General features: G+C 63.4%; 19 protein-coding genes and 1 pseudogene. 11 read left to right on the top strand and 9 right to left on the bottom strand.

Going from position 1 to position 18728, the window contains the following annotated elements:
- The first annotated feature begins 63 nt into the window (after positions 1-63).
- The 4 genes from L0U80_RS17485 to L0U80_RS17470 all read left to right on the top strand — a co-directional run bounded on the left by L0U80_RS17485 (position 64) and on the right by L0U80_RS17470 (position 4236).
- On the top strand, positions 64-1176 hold the full coding sequence (locus tag L0U80_RS17485) for a BamA/TamA family outer membrane protein (RefSeq protein WP_233871377.1): 1113 nt from the start codon (positions 64-66) through the stop codon (positions 1174-1176).
- 325 nt (positions 1177-1501) lie between these two features.
- Entirely contained in the window at positions 1502-2776 is a 1275-nt protein-coding gene (locus L0U80_RS17480; RefSeq protein ID WP_233867500.1) for a DUF3300 domain-containing protein, read from the top strand.
- A gap of 10 nt (positions 2777-2786) precedes the next feature.
- Positions 2787-3716: a DUF2950 domain-containing protein gene (locus L0U80_RS17475; RefSeq protein ID WP_233867497.1), complete on the top strand. Its 930-nt coding sequence runs from the start codon at positions 2787-2789 to the stop codon at positions 3714-3716.
- A 52-nt stretch (positions 3717-3768) separates the two neighbouring features.
- Positions 3769-4236: an SgcJ/EcaC family oxidoreductase gene (locus L0U80_RS17470; protein WP_233867469.1), complete on the top strand. Its 468-nt coding sequence runs from the start codon at positions 3769-3771 to the stop codon at positions 4234-4236.
- Positions 4237-4249: 13 nt separating this feature from the next.
- Here the strand turns inward: L0U80_RS17470 and L0U80_RS17465 are convergent, their stop codons facing one another.
- From L0U80_RS17465 to L0U80_RS17455, 3 genes are read right to left on the bottom strand one after another with little or no spacing between them, the layout of a single operon-like run.
- Complete coding sequence (locus L0U80_RS17465) at positions 4250-4990, bottom strand: SDR family oxidoreductase (protein ID WP_233867449.1); 741 nt, start codon at positions 4988-4990, stop codon at positions 4250-4252.
- 42 nt (positions 4991-5032) lie between these two features.
- On the bottom strand, positions 5033-6016 hold the full coding sequence (locus L0U80_RS17460; RefSeq protein ID WP_233867446.1) for an aldo/keto reductase: 984 nt from the start codon (positions 6014-6016) through the stop codon (positions 5033-5035).
- Positions 6013-6435, bottom strand: coding sequence for a (R)-mandelonitrile lyase (locus tag L0U80_RS17455; protein WP_233867443.1), 423 nt, complete (start codon positions 6433-6435; stop codon positions 6013-6015). The genes L0U80_RS17460 and L0U80_RS17455 overlap by 4 nt, the downstream gene beginning before the upstream one ends.
- Before the next feature lie 99 nt (positions 6436-6534).
- On the opposite strand from L0U80_RS17455, the gene L0U80_RS17450 reads away from it, so the two are divergent.
- A complete protein-coding gene (locus L0U80_RS17450) occupies positions 6535-7446 on the top strand; it encodes a LysR family transcriptional regulator (RefSeq protein WP_233867440.1) in 912 nt (303 codons plus the stop codon).
- 34 nt (positions 7447-7480) lie between these two features.
- Here L0U80_RS17450 and L0U80_RS17445 read toward each other — a convergent pair whose 3' ends face one another.
- Positions 7481-8317 carry an alpha/beta fold hydrolase gene (locus tag L0U80_RS17445; RefSeq protein ID WP_233867438.1) on the bottom strand — a complete coding sequence of 279 codons (837 nt, stop codon included), beginning with the start codon at positions 8315-8317 and terminating at the stop codon, positions 7481-7483.
- Positions 8318-8740: 423 nt separating this feature from the next.
- Between L0U80_RS17445 and ppnP the strand changes: the two genes are divergently transcribed.
- A complete protein-coding gene (gene ppnP / locus L0U80_RS17440) occupies positions 8741-9061 on the top strand; it encodes a pyrimidine/purine nucleoside phosphorylase (protein WP_233867436.1) in 321 nt (106 codons plus the stop codon).
- 101 nt (positions 9062-9162) lie between these two features.
- Positions 9163-9756 carry a flavin reductase family protein gene (locus tag L0U80_RS17435; RefSeq protein ID WP_233867434.1) on the top strand — a complete coding sequence of 198 codons (594 nt, stop codon included), beginning with the start codon at positions 9163-9165 and terminating at the stop codon, positions 9754-9756.
- A gap of 20 nt (positions 9757-9776) precedes the next feature.
- Here the strand turns inward: L0U80_RS17435 and L0U80_RS17430 are convergent, their stop codons facing one another.
- The 4 genes and pseudogenes from L0U80_RS17430 to L0U80_RS17415 all read right to left on the bottom strand — a co-directional run bounded on the left by L0U80_RS17430 (position 9777) and on the right by L0U80_RS17415 (position 14084).
- The gene (locus tag L0U80_RS17430) at positions 9777-10925 is read right to left on the bottom strand and encodes an enoyl-CoA hydratase/isomerase family protein (RefSeq protein WP_233867432.1); all 1149 of its coding nucleotides are present in this window, start codon (positions 10923-10925) and stop codon (positions 9777-9779) included.
- A gap of 21 nt (positions 10926-10946) precedes the next feature.
- Positions 10947-11057 (bottom strand): annotated as a pseudogene (locus tag L0U80_RS17425) (enoyl-CoA hydratase); the annotation flags it as partial.
- A gap of 87 nt (positions 11058-11144) precedes the next feature.
- Positions 11145-12848 (bottom strand): AMP-binding protein, encoded by a 1704-nt coding sequence (locus tag L0U80_RS17420; protein ID WP_233867430.1) that lies wholly within the window; start codon positions 12846-12848, stop codon positions 11145-11147.
- Positions 12849-12950: 102 nt separating this feature from the next.
- Positions 12951-14084, bottom strand: coding sequence for an acyl-CoA dehydrogenase (locus L0U80_RS17415; RefSeq protein WP_233867428.1), 1134 nt, complete (start codon positions 14082-14084; stop codon positions 12951-12953).
- A 282-nt stretch (positions 14085-14366) separates the two neighbouring features.
- On the opposite strand from L0U80_RS17415, the gene L0U80_RS17410 reads away from it, so the two are divergent.
- The 4 genes from L0U80_RS17410 (at position 14367) to L0U80_RS17395 (ending at position 18315) form a co-directional block, all read left to right on the top strand.
- Complete coding sequence (locus L0U80_RS17410; RefSeq protein ID WP_233871374.1) at positions 14367-15365, top strand: AraC family transcriptional regulator; 999 nt, start codon at positions 14367-14369, stop codon at positions 15363-15365.
- A gap of 179 nt (positions 15366-15544) precedes the next feature.
- Complete coding sequence (locus L0U80_RS17405; RefSeq protein WP_233867426.1) at positions 15545-15823, top strand: DUF4148 domain-containing protein; 279 nt, start codon at positions 15545-15547, stop codon at positions 15821-15823.
- 356 nt (positions 15824-16179) lie between these two features.
- The gene (locus L0U80_RS17400; RefSeq protein ID WP_233867424.1) at positions 16180-17481 is read left to right on the top strand and encodes an NCS2 family permease; all 1302 of its coding nucleotides are present in this window, start codon (positions 16180-16182) and stop codon (positions 17479-17481) included.
- A 300-nt stretch (positions 17482-17781) separates the two neighbouring features.
- Entirely contained in the window at positions 17782-18315 is a 534-nt protein-coding gene (locus L0U80_RS17395; RefSeq protein WP_233867422.1) for a cytochrome b, read from the top strand.
- Positions 18316-18396: 81 nt separating this feature from the next.
- Here the strand turns inward: L0U80_RS17395 and L0U80_RS17390 are convergent, their stop codons facing one another.
- Entirely contained in the window at positions 18397-18690 is a 294-nt protein-coding gene (locus tag L0U80_RS17390; RefSeq protein WP_233867420.1) for a DUF1488 family protein, read from the bottom strand.
- Positions 18691-18728 lie beyond the last annotated feature (38 nt).

The raw sequence follows: 18728 nt of genomic DNA, 5'->3' as shown, positions 1-18728 counted from the left end.
TTGATCAGAAAAGGGAACCCGGCGATGCGTTGTCATACCGCACTTGTGACGGTGACTGCGGCGATGGTCGCGACGGCCGTCACAGCGTGCATCGACGCGCGCGCCGATGAGGGCCAGCGGCTCAGTTTCTTCGATCCGGAAGACGGCCAGCTGGACCTGAGCGACTTCCTTCTCAAGCACAAGGGCGCCTTGCCGGTACCGGTGGTGATTACCGAACCGGCAGTCGGCTACGGCTTTGGGCTGGCCCTGCTCTTCTTTTCCGGGCCGATCGCTGAAGCCGCGGCGAATTCGTCCGCCGACCAGCCCAGCCGGACGCCCCCAAACGTCACGGCAGTGGGCGGCCTGTATACGCAAAATGGTACGTGGGCCGCAGCAGCCGCCCACTTCCATACCTGGGATGACGACCGCTACCGCTACCTCGGCGCGATAGCAAAGGTCGACGCGAACCTCGACTATTTCGGCGTTTCCGGTCAGCCGCGCGCCTATACCCTGCAGGGAAATGCGCTGCTCCAGCAGTTTCTGGTGCGCCTCGGTAACAGCCGATGGTATGCGGGCGTGCGCTATGTCTTCTTCGATTCAACGTCCAGTTTCTCAGGCGGCAACATACCGGCCGATGTGCTCAACTTTCAGAAGAACGTGCGCATCGGCGCCGGAAGCCTCATTCTGGATTACGACTCACGCGACAACATCTTCTACCCCGCCTCGGGCAGCTTCGCCGAATTCGAAACGCAGTTTGCAAGGACAGGCTTTGGCGGTACCCAGAACTACGACGTGTATGCCGCTCGTGCCTTCAAGTGGATTCCTCTCACGCGCACGATCATTCTGGGGCTGCGCGTAGACACAAAATTTTCGACAGGCGACATCCCGTTCTTCGCACAGCCCTATGTCGATCTGCGCGGCGTGCAGAAGGGTCGCTACCAGAACCGCAATGCCATCTCCACTGAGGCGGAACTGCGCTGGGACGTGACGCCGCGATGGTCACTGCTCGGTTTCACAGGGCTAGGCAAAGCCTATGGTCGGCTGGAAAGCTTTTCTCAGGCACAGAACGTAACGAGCGTTGGGACGGGGTTTCGCTATCTCATCGCACGCAAGCTGGGTGCGTCCATTGGCATCGATGTCGCCCATAGCAAAGACCAGAACGCGTTTTACATACAGTTTGGAAGTGCATGGCGTTAAGTCATTCAGCGCCGAAAGCACAGACGCACCCTTCGCCGCTTGCGTCAATGTGGGCCGACAACGAAGCGCAATCATTCACGAACGATCTTTGTTTTGTGCGCAACCCGAACTACGATACAAAAGCATAAGACGACCTATCCGACAAATACCCCCGAATTCCATGAACGGCCAACACCGGGCGAAACCGGTCACGAACCTGCGCCCGGCCGCACGACCCCAAAGACGCCTCAATCAAAAAGGGTGTTCCTCAGTTTGATGTTCCGCGGTGGCATGACTAGAAAGAACGCATCGTTGTCCGCATCGACATCCGCCGTACGGAGGGGACATGAGCAACTGCAACGAACGATGGGTGAAGGCCGCGCTTTTGTGGCTGGTCCTGCTGGTAGCAGCTCCCGCCTTCGCGGATTCTGGACCTGACGGACCTTCGCCATACAAGCCAGAGCAGATAGAGGCGCTGGTTGCGCCGATCGCGCTCTATCCGGATTCGGTTCTGGCTCAGGTGTTGATGGCGTCCACGTATCCGCTCGAAATCGTCCATGCGGCGCGATGGGTGAAAGCGCACCCGGACGTGAAGGGCGATGCCGCGGTGAAGGCGGTCCAGGATCAGCCGTGGGACGCCAGTGTGAAGTCGATGGTGGCATTCCCCCAGATTCTCGAGCCGATGTACGACAAGCTGGACTGGACACAGAAGCTCGGCGATGCGTTCCTCGCACAGCAACAAGACGTGTTCGCCGCAGTGCAGCGATTGCGCTCGCGCGCGAAGGAGGCGGGGAACCTCAAGTCGAACGAGCAACAACAGGTGATCGAAGAGCCAGCGGCCGGTGGCCAGACGTCCATCGTGCGGATCGAGCCGGCGAATCCGCAAGTGATCTATGTGCCCGCCTACGACCCGGCAGTCGTGTACGGCGCGTGGGGTTACCCGGCCTATCCGCCCTACTACTGGCCGCCGTACCCGGCCTATTACCCCGGCTATTATCCCGGCGCGGCACTCGCGACGGGATTTGCGTGGGGCATCGGCCTTGCCGCTGCCGGTGCGATCTTCAGCGACTGCAACTCGTGCTGGGGCGGAGGTGACATCAACATCAACTCCGACAGGGCCCGGAACGTCGATCGCAACTTCGACAGTTCGAAACTCAAGAATGGCGGAGAGAGAGGCGGCCGCTGGCAGCACGATGCGGGCCATCGTCAAGGCGTCGCCTACCGGGATAACGCCACGCGCGACAAGTTCGCCGGTTCGTCGGGAGCCGACAGGCGTTCCCAGTATCGCGGGCGCGGTGGCGAAGGGGGTAACCGCGTGGCCACCGCAGATCGGGGTGGCGCGGGCAATCGAGCGTCGGTAGCAGACCGATCCGCGGGCGGCGTGGGTAATCGCGGTTCCGCGGGCAATGTGAATCGGGTCAATAACGGCAATCGCGCGAGCTACGGCGGCGGAGGATACAGCGGCGGACGTGACGGCGCGTTTTCAGGCGTCGGAGGAGGCGGCGGTGCCTCGCAGCGCAACTTCGACCGGGGCAGCCGGAGCATGCAGGGTTCAGGCTTCAGCCGGCCCTCGGGCGGTGGCATGCGCGGTGGTGGTGGTGGACGTGGTGGCAGACGCTAGGGAGTGAACCATGAACGTTCATCTGCAAGAAGTGAAGAAACTGCTGACGCTGACGTTCGCGAACCTCGCGGCCGCCGTTGCGCTGTCGGTTGCGGCCGTGCCCGTGGCCCACGCACAGAAGAGCTTCAGCTCGCCCGAGGCCGCGATGAATGCGTTTGGTGACGCCATCGTGAAGGATCGCGAGGACGCGTTGCGCACGATCTTCGGCAACAATTTTCGCGAGCTGATTCCACCTTTCGGCGCGCCGGTGAGGGATACATTCATTGCCGAGTGGGCGAAGTCCCACACCATCGAGACCGGCGAAGCCGGGCGCGCGCACATCGTCGTGGGCGACGATGGCTGGACGTTCCCGGTCCCGCTCGTCCAGAACGATCAGGGATGGCATTTCGACACGCGGGCTGGCGCAGAAGACATGCGCGTGCAACGCATCGGCCGCAACGAGCTGGCCGTCATCCAGACGATGCTGGCGATCTTCGATGCGCAGCGCGAATACGCGCAGACCAATCACGATGGCGTAGGGGTGCTCGCCTATGCCTCGAAGATGGTGAGCTCGCCTGGCAAGCACGACGGACTTTACTGGCCGACCGGGCCGGATGACACGCCGAGTCCACTCGGTGCCGCCTTCGTCGATGCGAGTTCGCGTAACGCGAAGAGCGCCGGCTACTACGGGTACCACTTCAAACTGCTGGAGTCCCAGGGGCCAAACGCGCCTGGTGGCGCCTATGACTACGTCGTGAAAGGCAAGCTGTTTGGGGGCTTCGCGGTCATCGCCTGGCCGGTGAAGTACGGTGAGACCGGAATCAAGACGTTCATGGTGAGTCATTCCGGTCAGGTCTATGAGCGCGACCTCGGGCCGAACAGCGCGGAGAAAGCGCGAGCCACGAAATCGTTCGACCCGGGCGCGGGCTGGAGCAAGGTGCCCGATCGCGACAAGGAGTAACGTAACGCACTAGCGCTCGTCACACGTCGTTCCGTTACCAGCGAGGTGAATCATGAAGGTCCGCCTGTCGAGGTCGTTCGCGGTCGCTGCAGTGCTGGGTGTTGCCGTCCATGGGAGCGCAGTCGCGAAGACCGAAGCCTGCCATCCCACATCGGAGAAGCAGATTTCCGCACTGTTCGATCGCTGGAACGATTCGCTGAAGACGGGTGACCCGGCGAAGGTCGCGGCGAACTACGCGCCGCGTTCGATCCTTATTCCGACTGTCTCGAACAAGGTGCGTTTGACCGTCGAGGAGAAGGAAGACTATTTCAGGCATTTCCTCGAACACAAACCCGTTGGCACGATCGACTTCCGGTTTGTCATCATCGACTGCAACACGGCGATCGACGCAGGACTGTACACGTTCAAGTACGCGGACGGCACCGTGGTCAAAGCGCGCTATACGTTCACCTATGGGTGGAACGGACATAAGTGGCTGATTACCAGCCACCATTCGTCGAAGATGCCGGAAGGCGATTGAGCGGGTCTTCGCTTCACAGCTCCTGCGCCGTTGGCCGGAACAGGATCTCGTTCACATCCACGTCGTCGGGCTGCTGGATCGCGAAGGCCACCATGCGGGCAAAGCTGTCCGCGGGAATCGCGAATTTCTCGTAGAAATCGGCGATACCTGCCGCCACGTCCGCTTCCGTGACGCTCTGCGGCAGTTCCGACTGCACCGCGCCCGGCGAAATGATCGTCGTGCGGATGTTGTACGGCTTCACCTCCTGGCGCAGTCCTTCGGAAAGTACGCGCACGGCTGTCTTCGTCGCGCAATACACGGCATTGTTCTTGCCGACCTTATGGCCCGCCACCGACGACACGTTGATGATGTGGCCGCTCTTCTGACGCGTCATGTGGGGAAGCGCGGCGGCGATGCCGTACAGCACGCCCTTGATGTTCACGTCGATCATCCGGTCCCAGTCCTCGATCTTTCCGCGCTCCAGAGGCGAGTGCGGCATCAGGCCTGCGTTGTTGATCATCACGTCGATGCGGCCGTATTTCGCAACAGCGCCGTCGACTAGCGCTTTGACCTGTTTGGCATCGGTGACGTCCATTTCGACTGCCGCGTCTTCGGGGAGCTTCAGTTCGGCGGCGAGCGCTTTGAGGCGGTCGACCCGGCGAGCGCCAAGTACGAGCTTCGCGGCGTCTGCCGCGAGGCGCCGGGCCGCGGCCTCACCCAGTCCGCTGCTGGCGCCGGTGATGACGATAACCTTGCCTGCAATGTTTTCTGACATGTGTCCTTCCCTGCGCCAGATGGCGCGTTGCCTCTATCGAAGTTACCTGCCGACGCGCGCTTGCAGATGAGCGGGATAGCGGTCGCCCTGCACCGTGATCTTCGCGAGTTGTGCATCGATATCGCCGAGGTTGCCTGCCGTCAGTTCAATCGCAGCGCCGCCGATGTTTTCCTTGAGTCGATGCAGTTTCGTCGTGCCGGGAATTGGCGCAATCCACGGCCTTTGCGCGAGCAGCCACGCGATCGCGACTTGCGCCGGCGTCGCGTTCAGACTGGCTGCAATCGCCTTTAGCACGTCGACGAGCGCCTGATTGGCCTTGCGGTTCTCTTCAGCGAAGCGTGGCACGACATTGCGGAAGTCGGATTTGTCGAAGCCTGTGCTTGCGTCGATTGCGCCGGTCAGGAAGCCCTTGCCTAACGGGCTGAACGGCACGAAGCCGATGCCGAGTTCTTCGAGCAGCGGCAGGATGTCCTTTTCCGGTTCGCGCCACCACAGCGAATACTCGCTTTGCAGCGCAGTAACGGGCTGCACTGCATGCGCACGGCGAATCGACTCGACACCCGCTTCGGACATGCCGAAATGCTTGACCTTGCCTTGTTGAATCAGGTCTTTGACCGTGCCTGCGACGTCTTCCATCGGCACATTGGGATCGACCCGATGCTGATAGAGCAGATCGATGCGATCCGTGCGCAGCCGCTTGAGTGCCGCCTCGGTCACCGCGCGAATATTGTCCGGCTTGCTATTGACGCCCTTCTGAACGTCTCCGCCTTCGAAGCCGAACTTGGTCGCGATCACGACCTGATCGCGAAACGGCTCCAGCGCCTCACCCAGCAGTTCTTCGTTTGCGCCCTGCGCATACGCTTCGGCGGTATCGAAAAATGTGACGCCTTGTTCGAAGGCGGACCGGATCAGTGTGATTGCGTCGGCCTTCTCCGTTGCGGGCCCATAGCCGTAGCTCAGACCCATGCAGCCGAGACCGATCGCAGAGACTTCCAGCCCGCTCTTTCCGAGAATACGTTTATTCATGCCCCAACTCCCTGATCGCTCACGCCAGCCAGGTATTGCTCGTCCGTAACCTTTTCCATCCAGTCGACCGGGCTGCCGTTGAGCTTTTCAGCGATAGCGATGTGTGTCATCGCCGTCGTCGCGGTCGCGCCGTGCCAGTGCTTTTCGCCGGGTGCGATCCAGACGAGGTCGCCAGGCCTGATTTCCTGAAGTGCACCGCCCTCGCGTTGCACCCAACCGAGGCCTGCGGTCACGATCAGCGTCTGACCGAGCGGATGTGTATGCCAGGCAGTCCGCGCACCCGGTTCGAACGTCACCGTCGCGCCGCCGATCCGGGCCGGCTGCTCGCCTGCGAACGGCGCATCGACCCGGACTGTTCCCGTGAAGTATTCCGCGGGCCCTTTCGCCGAAGGCTGCGAGCCGCTTCTCGTGATTTCCATGGACGCTCCTTGCGTTGGTATCTCGACCGTCAATTTAGCAACGCGTCTGCCAGCGATAAAGAGCTAAAATCCGCATGATGCTAGAAGGCAGGCTTATAAATGGCGCGCTCCGATCTATCCGATATCACGGCATTCCTTGCGGTCGCTCGCGAGGGAAGTTTCACCAGGGCGGCTGCAAAGCTAGGCGTGTCCCAGTCCGCGCTGAGCCAGACTGTGCGCAATCTGGAAGCACGGCTCGGGCTCCGGCTTCTGACCAGAACCACTCGCAATGTCTCGCCGACACAAGCCGGCGAACGGCTGATCCAGTCGGTCGGCCCCCGCCTGGATGAGATCGAGGCCGAGCTGAATGCGCTCACCGCGCTGCGTGACACGCCGGCGGGCACGGTGCGCATCGCCGCTGGAGACCACGCGGCGGAAATGCTGCTGTGGCCCGTGATCGAACGCCTTCTGCCCGACTACCCGGACATCACAATCGAGATCGTCATCGACAATGGACTCACGGACATCGTCGAACAACGGCTCGATGCCGGTGTGCGGCTTGGCGAGCAGGTCGCCAAGGATATGGTCGCCGTTCGCATCGGACCCGATGTGCGCATGGCCGTAGTCGGTACGCCGAAGTATTTCGCGAGGCACGCGAAGCCGAAGACGCCGCAGGACCTGACCGCGCACAACTGCATCAACATCCGGCTGCCAACGGCCGGTGGCATTTACGCGTGGGAGTTCAGGAAAGGGGCGCGCGAACTGCACGTGCGCGTGGAAGGACAACTCGTGTTCAACACGGCGACGATGGCCGTAAAGGCCGCCCTTGCTGGCGTCGGCCTCGCCTACGTTCCCGAACAAAGGGTGCAGTCACAACTCGCGAGCGGGGAACTGCTGCGCGTGCTATCCGACTGGTGTCCGTCGTTTTCCGGTTTTCACCTGTACTATCCGAGCCGCCGGCAACCGACTCCTGCGTTCGTCGTCGTTGCTCAGGCGCTGCGTCAAAGCGCGATCGCCACCACCGGGGCATGAAAAAACCCGCCGAAGCGGGCTCATGTCCTCGCCTTCACGCCCGCACGAAGGCAAGCAGATCGGCGTTGAGAATATCGGCATTGAGCGTCAGCATGCCGTGCGGAAGACCCGGATACGTCTTCAGCGTCCCATTCTTCAACAACTTGATCGACTTCAGCGCCGAATCGGCGATCGGTACGATCTGATCGTCCTCGCCATGCAGCACGAGCGTGGGGACCGTAATCGACCGAAGATCTTCCGTCTGATCCGTTTCCGAAAACGCCTTGATGCCCTCGTAATGCGCTTTCGCACTACCCATCATGCCCTGCCGCCACCAGTTCTGGACCACGCCACGATGGACCGTCGCGCCCGGACGGTTGAAGCCGTAGAAAGGGCCGGCCGGAACGTCGAGGAAGAACTGGGCTCGATTGTCGGCAAGCGCCTTCCGGAAACCATCGAATACTTCGATCTGGAGTCCTTCAGGATTAGCCTCGGTCTTGAGCATGAGCGGCGGCACGGCGCTCACCAGAACGGCCTTGGCTACGCGCCCAGCGGGCTGCCCGTGTTTCGCCACATAACGCGCCACCTCACCGCCGCCCGTCGAATGGCCGATATGCACCGCGTTACGCAGATCCAGTGCTTCGACAACCGCAAAGGCGTCGGCGGCGTAGTGATCCATGTCGTGCCCATCCGAGACCTGTGTTGAACGACCATGCCCGCGGCGATCATGCGCGATTACGCGGTAGCCGTTCTGGACGAAAAAGAGCATCTGTGTATCCCAGTCGTCTGAAGATAACGGCCAACCGTGATGGAAGACGATGGGCTGGGCGTCCTTCGGACCCCAGTCCTTGTAGAAGATTTCGACATTGTCCTTCGTCATAACGTACGGCATGGTCATGCTCCTTTGACGTTATTCGGGCGACAGCCGGTCATCGTGATCCGGCGCCCGGGCGACAGAAGTCACCGCTTCGGCGAAAAATCGCAAAAGGCGAATGAAACAAAGCGATGGGAAAAACGACGTGGCGACGGAACAGGACATACCGTCCCAAACATCCTAGCAAGTTCAGCGAAATACGGGATCGAAACGATGCGCAAAGGGTGCGGACGACGCCTTCATCGCAACGGAGACCGGCGCCTGGAGGCCGGCAAACGGATTTACCCATGCGCTGCGGAAAAATCGCAGACGGCGCACACTGCCGGTATCATGTCGGGCTCGCGGCGCGCGGCATCGCCAGGACGGGCACACCCGACGCCCGACGCCGGATTGCCCGCGCGCCCCACAATTCCATTCACGACGACCTAGAGGAAGACCCCCATGATGGCAGCAACGCAATTCGACCAGGTTTCCGTTATCAAACGTGCCAACGTTTATTTCGACGGCAAGTGCGTCTCGCACACCGTGCTTTTCGCCGATGGCAGCCGCAAGACGCTCGGCGTGATCCTGCCTGGCACGCTGAACTTCGGCACCGACGCGCCCGAACTGATGGAAGTGCAGGCGGGCAAGTGCCGCATCCGTCTCGCCGGCAGCAGCGAGTGGCAAACGTACAGCGCAGGCGAATCGTTTTCGGTGCCGGGCAAGAGCCGTTTCGACATCGATGTGATCGAAACGCTCGACTACGTCTGCAGCTATCTGTGACCGAGTGACCGTATGGCCGGCCGGGCGGCGGCGGCCGCCCAGGCAATGACATCCGGGCGCTGCGCGTGCCGCGCCCTCGCATCAAATCCGAGGACCGCATCATGACCGCCGGACATTTCCGCGAAACCGTCGATCTCGCGCACTGCACGCGCCTGCTCAATCACGGCCCTGTCACGATCATCACGAGCCAGCACGAAGGGCGCACGAACGTGATGGCCGCATCGTGGGCCATGCCACTCGACTTCTCGCCGCCGAAGGTCGTCGTGGTGATCGACAACAGCACGCTCACGCGCAGGCTCATCGAAGCGAGCGGTGTGTTCGGCCTGCAGGTGCCGGGCGTGGCGTTCGCGAGAGAAACGCTCGCGGTGGGCACGAGTGCCGGCCTCGAGCTCGACAAATTCGCGGCATTCCGGCTTCAGACCTTCCGCGCGCAGAAGATCGACGTGCCGATGCTTTCGGCGTGCACCGCGTGGATGGAATGCAAGGTGATCCCGGACGAGAGCCAGCGCTACGACCTGATCCTCGCGGAGGTGGTGGCGGCGTATGCGGACCGCCGCGTGTATTCGGACAACCGCTGGCACTTCGACGATGAGCCCGGGCTGCGCACCTGCCACTACGTAGCGGGCGGCACGTTCTTCTCGACGGGCGAGCCGTTCGAGGTTCAGGCGACGCAGGCCGCGGTGCCGCAGCCCTGACGGCTACGGCGCGCCCGCTATCAGATGCCCAGATCCGCGAGCGGATGGGCTTCGCTGCGCCACGGTGAAGCGAGAAAATGCTGTACGCGCTCGGTTCGCATTTCGGGCAGCCTGGCCGGAACCCATCGCGGTGTGCGGTCTTTGTCCACGAGATGCGCGCGCACGCCCTCACAGAAGTCCCCCTCTTCGATCGCGCGCGTCACGATGCCCAACTCCATGCGGAAGCTCTCCGCGAGCGTCATGTTGCGGCCGCGCAAAAGCGCCTCGCGCGTGACTTCGAGCATCGTCGGCGAGTATTGCGTGAGCGCGTCGAGCGTCGCCTTGAGCCATGCCTGCGTTTGCCCGGACGCAGCTTCATCGGCGAGGCCCACCTGCAACGCATGAACGATTTGCTCCACCGTCCTGCTCCGCTCGAAGTACTGCTTGATCAGCGGCGCGTGCGCTTCGAGCGTACCTGTCTCTGCAACGTGGCAAGGCGCATCGAACACGCGGCGCAGCGCGGCGTTCACGTCGCCCGCCTGCATCGGCGTTTGAGCGAGCCGCGCTTCGAATCCGTCGAGCCATTCGCCTGACACGCAGGCGTTTGCGAGTCCACAGTAAAGCGCATCCGCGCCGGACAGTGTCACGCCGGTTAGCCCCACGTAGAGTTCCATTTCCACCGGCATCGTCGCGAGAAAATGCGTCGCGCCCACGTCCGGCAGCAGGCCGATTCGCGTCTCGGGCATCGCAATCTTCGTGCGTGAGGTCGCGACCCGCAGCGTCGCCGCCTGTCCGAGCCCCATGCCGCCGCCCATCGTCACGCCGTCGAGCAGCGCGACAACGGGCTTGGAGAACGTATGCAGCGCATAGTCGAGCCGGTATTCATCGATGAAAAACTGCTGCCAGCCCGTCGCGCCCAGCTTTTCGCCGCGCACCGCCAGCTGGTAGAGTGCGCGCACGTCACCGCCCGCGCAAAAGCCCTTGGGGCCTGCGCCGTTGAGAACGATTGCGACGATATTGTCGTCCGCGCGCACGCGTTCGAGCACCACCGCGAGATCCCGCACCATTGCGTGCGAAAGCGCATTGAGCGCGCCGGGCCGGTTTAGCGTCACGATCGCGACACCGTTGACGACGCGATACAACACTTCGGCTTCCTGGGACGTCGGCACGGAAGCGGGTGATGCACTCATTGATTAGTTCTCCGTTTCAATTTATAAGCCTGGCGCTTTTTCGTCGAACGCATTGACGCCTTCGCGCCAATCAGCCGAACTGGACAGATCGACGAAGCGTTCACGCTCCAGCGCGAACGCTGCTTCACGCGCCGGGCCGGCCGCGACGACGTGCGCGGGCAGTCACCGCGCCGTCGTGCACGTATTCGAATTAAATCATGTGTAGCACGCCGGTCGAATTCAGCGCAGTTCGGGAAAATCCTCTTCCCAATACTCGCCGGGCATGCGCGCGGTGTCAGCCGGACGCTCCATTTCGCGGCGGCGCAGTTCGACGCGGCGGATCTTACCGGAGATCGTCTTCGGCAGGTCGCTGAACTGCAGGCGGCGAATCCGCTTGTACGGCGCGAGCTTTTCGCGCGAAAAGCGGAACACCTCGCGCGCAAGATCGGGCCCGGCTTCATAGCCGTTGCGCACGATCACGAAGGCCTTCGGCACGCTGAGACGCAGCTCGTCGGGGCTCGGCACGACAGCGGCTTCGGCAATCGCCTCATGCTCGATCAGCACGCTCTCCAGTTCGAACGGGCTCAGCCGGTAATCCGACGACTTGAACACATCGTCGGCGCGGCCCACGTAGACGAAGTAGCCATCGTCGCGTCGCATGGCGACATCGGACGTGTGGTAGTAGCCGTTGCGCATTGCGTATTCGGTCGCCTTTGCGTTGTTCGCATAGCCCGTCATGAGCCCGAGCGGCCGCTGCGCGAGCGTGAGCGCGATCTCACCTTCGGTGGCGCTGTGGTCGTCGGGATCGACCAGCTCGACGCGATAGCCCGGGAGCGGCCTGCCCATCGAACCGGGCACGACGGCCTGACCCGGCGAATTGCCGATCTGGCAGGTGGTTTCGGTCTGGCCGTAGCCGTCGCGGATCGTGATGTTCCAGGCGTGGCGCACGCGTTCGATGACCTCGGGATTGAGCGGCTCGCCCGCGCCGACGATTTCACGCAGCTTCACCGGATACTCCGCCAGCGGTTCCTGCACGAGCATGCGCCACACCGTGGGCGGCGCGCAGAGCGTGGTCACGCCACACTTCACGAGTGCGGTGAGCGTGTCCTTCGGCACGAAGCGCGCGTAGTTGTAGACGAACACGCAGGCCTGCGCATTCCACGGCGCAAAGAGGCAGCTCCACGCGTGCTTGGCCCAGCCCGGCGAGCTGATGTTCCAGTGCACGTCGCCCGGCATGAGGCCGATCCAGTACATCGTCGAAAGATGGCCGACCGGGTAGCTCTCGTGCGTGTGCTCGACGAGCTTCGGCTTCGACGTCGTGCCCGAGGTGAAGTAGAGCAGGAGCGGATCGCTCGCGCGTGTCGGGCCGTCGGGTTCGAACGCGGCGCTCGCTTCGGCGGCGCGCGAGAGATCTATCCAGCCGTCGCGTTGCGCGCCGACCACGATGCGCGTCACGGGAATATCGAGTGCATCGAACTTGGCCGTTTCCGCCGCATCCACGACGACGTAACGCGCACCGCCCGCCTCCACGCGCTCGCGCACGTCGTCGGGGGAAAGCTGCGTCGTGGCGGGCAGCACCACCGCGCCGAGCTTCATCGCCGCAAGCATCACATCCCATAGTTCGACGCGGTTCGGCAGCATCAACAGCAGACGGTCGCCGCGCACGACGCCCTGTTCACGCAGGAAATTCGCCATGCGCGAAGAGCGCTCGGACATCTGCGCAAACGAAAGACGCGTGCCGCCGCCTGCCGGGTCGTCGACGATCCAGAGCGCCGGGTTGTCGTTGCCGCGCGCCATCACGTCGAAGTAGTCGAGCGCCCAGTTGAACGTATCGAGCTTCGGCCACGCGAATTCGTTGTACGCGCGAGCGTAGTCGGTGCGGTGGCGCAGCAGCAGGTCGCGTGCGTCGAGAAAGGCCTGCGCGGAAGGGGTGAACCCGGTCATCGTCGTCTCCTGTGTTTCGCGCCTTGTGCGATACCACGTAGAACTGTCGGCGCGTGTTCCCTACTTGTTCATCGTTCGAATACCTGGCAATCCTGTTCTATTTCAAAGCTGGCGCGCAATCACCATGCGCTGCACCTCGCTCGTGCCTTCATAGATCTGCGTGATACGCGCGTCCCGGTAGTGACGCTCCACCGGATAATCGTTCAGGAAGCCATAGCCGCCGTGAATCTGGATTGCGTGCGAGCACACTTCCTCGGCCATTTCGGACGCGTAGAGCTTCGCCTGCGACGCCTCGGAAAGACACGGTTTGCCGATCGTACGCAGCCGTGCCGCGTGGTGAATGAGATGGCGCGCGGCGTTGATGCGCGTGTGCATATCGGCCAGCATGTTCGCCACGCTCTGGTGCTTCACGATCGGTTCGCCGAATTGCACGCGCTCGTGTGCGTAGGCGCGCGCCTCATCGAACGCCGCACGCGCGATGCCAAGCGCCTGAGCCGCAATGCCAATGCGTCCGCCCTCGAGATTCGACAACGCAATCTTCAAGCCCTCGCCGCGCTGGCCGAGCAGGTTCGCTTCAGGGATCGCGCAATTGTCGAGTGCGATCGGACAAGTGTCGGAAGCGCGAATGCCCATCTTTTTCTCGGGCGGTCCGACGTTGAAGCCCGGCGTGCCGGTCGGGACGATGAAAGCGGAGATGCCGCGCTTGCCCGCGCCGGGGTCGGTGACGGCGAACACGATCGCAATGCTGGCGCGCGAGCCGTTCGTGACGAACTGCTTGCTGCCGTTGATCACCCACTGGCCGTCACGCAACTCGGCGCGCGTGCGCAGGTTGTTGGCCTCGGAGCCGGCCTGCGGCTCAGTCAGGCAGAACGCGCCGATCATCTCGCCCGTAGCGAGCTTGCCCAGATAGGCGTCCTTCTGCGCCTCGGTGCCGTACTGCAGGATCGGCCCGCAGCCCACCGAGTTGTGAACGCTCACGAGCGTCGCGCACGACGCGCAACCGGCCGCAATCTCCTCCATCGCGAGTGCGTAAGCCACGTAGTCGGTGTACGAACCGCCCAGTTCCTGCGGCACGATCATGCCGAGAAAGCCCAGTTCGCCGAGCTGCCTCACGACCTCGTCGGGCAGCTTGCCGTCGCGGTCCCATTGGGCGGCGTTCGGCGCGAGGCGTTCGGTCGCGAAGTCGCGTGCCGCGTCGCGGATCATCCGTTGATCGTCGGTGTAGAACTCGTCCATCTGTGTCCCCTTCCTGTCTGTCGCGCGAAGCCCGCATGCTGCGTTGCAGCGAGGCGCGCTGTGCCCGCGGTACCCGCGATACCTTTCATTGCCACTGTCGCGCCCCGCGCTCGCGGCTGCAAGGCCTGCAAAAAGTGTAGGCATCCGGAGAGCGGCGTTCTATGTCCGCCACGATCAAAGTCACTGATCGGATTTACCATATAGGTCCCGGCAACCCCTCTGGCGAGGCGTCCCTTGCAACACACGAAATCCGGCAGGCTGAGCGAAAAAGGCACCATCGCGATGAGCCTCGTCAACGAAACGCTTGCGCTGGCGCGAGCCCGGAAGCTCGACGCCACGCCGCTGCTGGAAGCCGCAGGCATCGCTCGCGCCACGCTCGTGACACCGGGCGCGCGCGTGAGCGCGGCCCAATATGGCGCGCTCTGGTTGGCGATCGCACGCGCGCTCGACGACGAATTCTTCGGCCAGGACTCGCACGCGATGAAGAGCGGCAGCTTCGTCGCCATGACGCATGCGGCGCTGGGCGCACGCACGGGCCGCCGCGCGCTGCAGCGCGCGGTGGACTTCATGCGGCTCGTGCTCGACGACCTGGCCGCGCACATCGACATCGACGAGACGCGCGTACGCCTCACCTTCGCCCATCGCGACGGCACGCCCGCGCCGACGATGTTCGCCTACGCGACGTGGCTCATCCTCGTCTACGGGCTCGTGTGCTGGCTGGTGGGGCGGCGCATTCCACTCGTCGCGGCGCGGTTTCGCTGCGCGGCGCCCGCTGCGGTGGACGAGTACCGGCTCATGTTCTGCGACGACATGGCATTCGGCCAGGACGCGTCGTATGTCGATCTGTCGCCCGCGTTTCTCGACCTGCCGGTGATCCAGACGTCGGACTCGGCGCGCACATTCCTGCGCAATGCGCCGGGCAACTTCGTCGTGAAGTACCGCAATCCGGGCTCGTTCGCCGCGCGCGTGCGCCGGACGCTGCGCGCGCTCCCGGCCGCAGCGTGGCCCGACGCCGATACGATCGCTCATCGCCTGAACGTCGCGCCCGCTACGCTGCGACGGCGGCTCAAGCAGGAGGGTCATAGCTGCCAGTCGATCAAGGACGAATTGCGGCGCGACCTGGCGATCGCCGCGCTGCAGGATGCGCGCCGGTCAGTCGCGGACGTCGCGGCGGCAGTGGGTTTCGCCGAGCCGAGCGCATTTCACCGGGCCTTCCGCAAGTGGACCGGAATGCGGCCCGCCGACTATCGGCTTGCCCGCCAGCGGGAAACTGCGCAATGACCCGGGCGTTCGTGAAGCGCAGCGCACAGCCCACGGCGCGACAGGTCGCGGACGCTCGCTGTGAAACGACGCCACAGCGGCAATAGCGGCTACCGTCTCCGGTTGTATCGGCGTGCCTTCAATTTATCGATATAGCACCTATACTTCTTCGGGTAATCCCTGGCGCGAAAGGCATTACCATGACCACGTTCTCTCGTATCGCAGTCGCCTCGCTCGTGGCGGCTTGCTCGGTCACCTCGGCTTCGGCGCTGGCGCAAGGCCAGACGTACAACCCGCAAGGTCCCCTCACACGTGCGCAGGTCCGCGCCGACATGATCGACTGGTTCGAGGCCGGCTTCGATCCGCTCAACTACATCGAGTACCCGGAAAACGCACAGCGTGCCAGCGTCATCGTGGCGCAGCGGCGCGCGGAACGCGCCGCCGCAGGCATGAGCCAGCAGCCGGCGCAATCGCAGTAACGCTCACGCGCCGGCCCTGAACGCCGGGCCTGTTGTCGCCGGCACGGAGTTCCCGCTTCGCGCCGACACATCCTGAAATACTCGCCCCTTGCGGACGCATTGCTGCGCACGCAATGTGGACGCGCACCCCTTTCGACACCTGCGAGCGGCACCAAGGCGGACTCCTCAGCCCGTCCGCGCTGGTGCACCTGCTCCACGGCCGCTGCCACCTTCGCGCACGTCTGCGCGCTGGCCTGATTACAATCGCGCCGTAAGCGACGCTGCAGACACTGCGGACGCTGCGCGTTTGCGTTCTCTGCGACGCCGTCGATCCCCCCAACGAAACATTTCGCTCGATACCCAAGGGCCCGATCCTCATGGACGCGATCCAACGCTATTTCGGCTTCGAAGAAGCAGGAACCAACCTGCGCACCGAACTGCTCGCCGGTTTCACGACATTCCTCACGATGGCCTACATCATCTTCGTCAACCCGGCCATCCTCGCCGATGCCGGCATGTCGAAGGACGCGGTGTTCGTCGCCACCTGTCTCGTCGCCGCGCTCGCGTCGATCGTCATGGGTCTCTACGCAAACTACCCGATCGCACTCGCGCCGGGCATGGGCCTGAACGCCTTTTTCGCGTACACCGTCGTCAAAGGAATGGGCTTTACCTGGCAAGCGGCGCTCGGCGCCGTGTTCGTCTCGGGGTGTCTGTTCCTCGTCGTGACGCTGCTGCGCGTGCGCGAAGCGATCATCAACGGCATTCCGCATTCGATCCGCGTCTCGATCACGGCCGGTATCGGCCTCTTCCTCGCGATCATTTCGCTCAAGAGCGCCGGTGTGATCACCGGCAACCCGGCCACGCTCGTCGCGCTCGGCAACCTGCACGATCCGCACACGATTCTCGCGATCATCGGGTTCTTCGCGATCGTCACGCTCGACGCCCTGCGCGTGCGCGGCGCGATTCTGATCGGCATCGTGGGCGTCACGGTCCTCTCGTTCTTCTTTGGCGGCAACGAATTTCACGGCGTGTTCGCCGCGCCGCCATCGCTCGCGCCGACCTTCATGCAGCTCGACATCCGCGCCGCGCTCTCGAAAGGGATCCTGCACGTGATCCTCGTGTTTTTCCTCGTTGAACTGTTCGACGCCACCGGCACGCTGATGGGCGTCGCGAATCGCGCGGGCCTGCTCGTGCACGGCAAGATGCACCGCCTGAACCGCGCGCTGCTCGCGGACAGCACCGCGATCCTCGTGGGTTCGGTGCTCGGCACGTCATCGACCACGGCGTATATCGAAAGTGCTTCGGGCGTGCAGGCGGGCGGCCGTACGGGCGTCACCGCGCTGACCGTGGCCGTGCTGTTCCTCGCGTGCCTGTTCGTCGCGCCGCTCGCGGGCGTCGTGCCCGGCTACGCTACAGCGCCCGCGCTGCTCTATGTGTCGTGCCTGATGATGCGCGAGATCGCCGGCATCGACTGGGACGACGCCACCGAGGCCGTGCCCGCCATGCTCACCGCGCTCGCGATGCCGTTCACGTATTCGATCGCGAACGGCGTGGCGTTCGGCTTCATCTCATACGCCGGACTGAAGCTGCTGACCGGCCGCGTACGCCAGGTGAAGCTGATCGTGTGGATCGTCGCGGCGTTGTTCCTGTTCCGCTATTTCTATCTGGGCGCCGAATAAGCGCTGAGCGGGCGGCCTTGCGCCGCCCGCTGTCTTCCCGGTCGCTGCGCGCCCGCCGCACCCTTCCCGCGACTTCGCCTCACACAAACCACGGCTCATTAGCGCGTCGCATCGCTTCCCGGTCGTGGCACACTTCACGCAACGCCGCCCAAACACGCTCGCTGGATGCACTACAAGAGCGATTGACGTGCATCAATACCGCGCCGCGTCAAAATCAGTCAACGTCCGAACCCACGCCGCAGCTCACCGTCCTTATCATATGGGGTTGCCCGCAATACGTTACCGATTACAGGAGTTCCCTTGGCCACCTACGCCGCCACCGCCGACCACTATTCGAAGCCCGCGAAATTCTTTCACTGGCTCATTTTTCTGCTCGTTGCGCTCGCCTGGCTCTCGATCGAAGTGCGCGGTCCGAAAGGCTCGGACAGCCGTGTGTTCTGGAGCAACGTGCACTTCTGGGCGGGCTCGCTCGTGCTCTCGCTCGCCACCTTGCGCCTCCTGTGGCGGCTATGGGATGGCGCACCCGCCGAAATCGATTCGAACCGCCTGTTCGCGTTCCTCTCGCGGCTCGTGCATCTCATGCTTTATTTGTTCATCTTCGTGCAGCCGCTGCTCGGCATTCTGATGATCAACGCGGGGGGTCGGCCCGTCGTGCTCCAGGGCATCGACCTGCAGATCACGCTGATCGGCGCCGATCCGATCGCGCGCCAGATCTTCAAGGACGCGCACGAACTGATCGGCAATGTCTTTTACTGGGTGGTGGGGTTGCACGCGCTGGCAGCGATCGCGCACCACTTCGTGCTGCGCGACAACACGCTGCGTCGCATGATCTGAGCGTGAAAACGCGAAGCCGGGCATGAGGCCCGGCTTCCACGAACGACACAGGTAACGCGCCCGGCACGCGGGTGCCAGCACTCAGGAAGCGGCGCCGTGGGCCTGCGCGAAGCGGACATAGCCGCTACGCAGCACAAGGCACTGCGCACGCGTATCCGACAGCAGCCGACGCGCGACGGCTTCGATCCGCTCGCGATGGCTGTCGAACGCGTGGAGCATGTCTTCAGCGCGCGGCGATGCCGCGCCGAAGTGATCTTCCAGCGCCTCAGCGGTAATCGTGCATTCCACCCTCTTCCCATCGACCATCGCCGGAAATGCGAGGGTCAATTCGCCCCCCGAATATTCGGGAACTTCGTTCGGAAAAATGATCTGCATGGGGATGGCCTTCGGTTGAGGGTGAGCGGGCCGCGCTA

Source organism: Paraburkholderia adhaesiva (assembly GCF_021390575.1).
Classification (GTDB): domain Bacteria; phylum Pseudomonadota; class Gammaproteobacteria; order Burkholderiales; family Burkholderiaceae; genus Paraburkholderia; species Paraburkholderia adhaesiva.
Note: the sequence above shows the minus strand (reverse complement) of the source record. Positions and strands in the feature narration are given on the sequence as shown.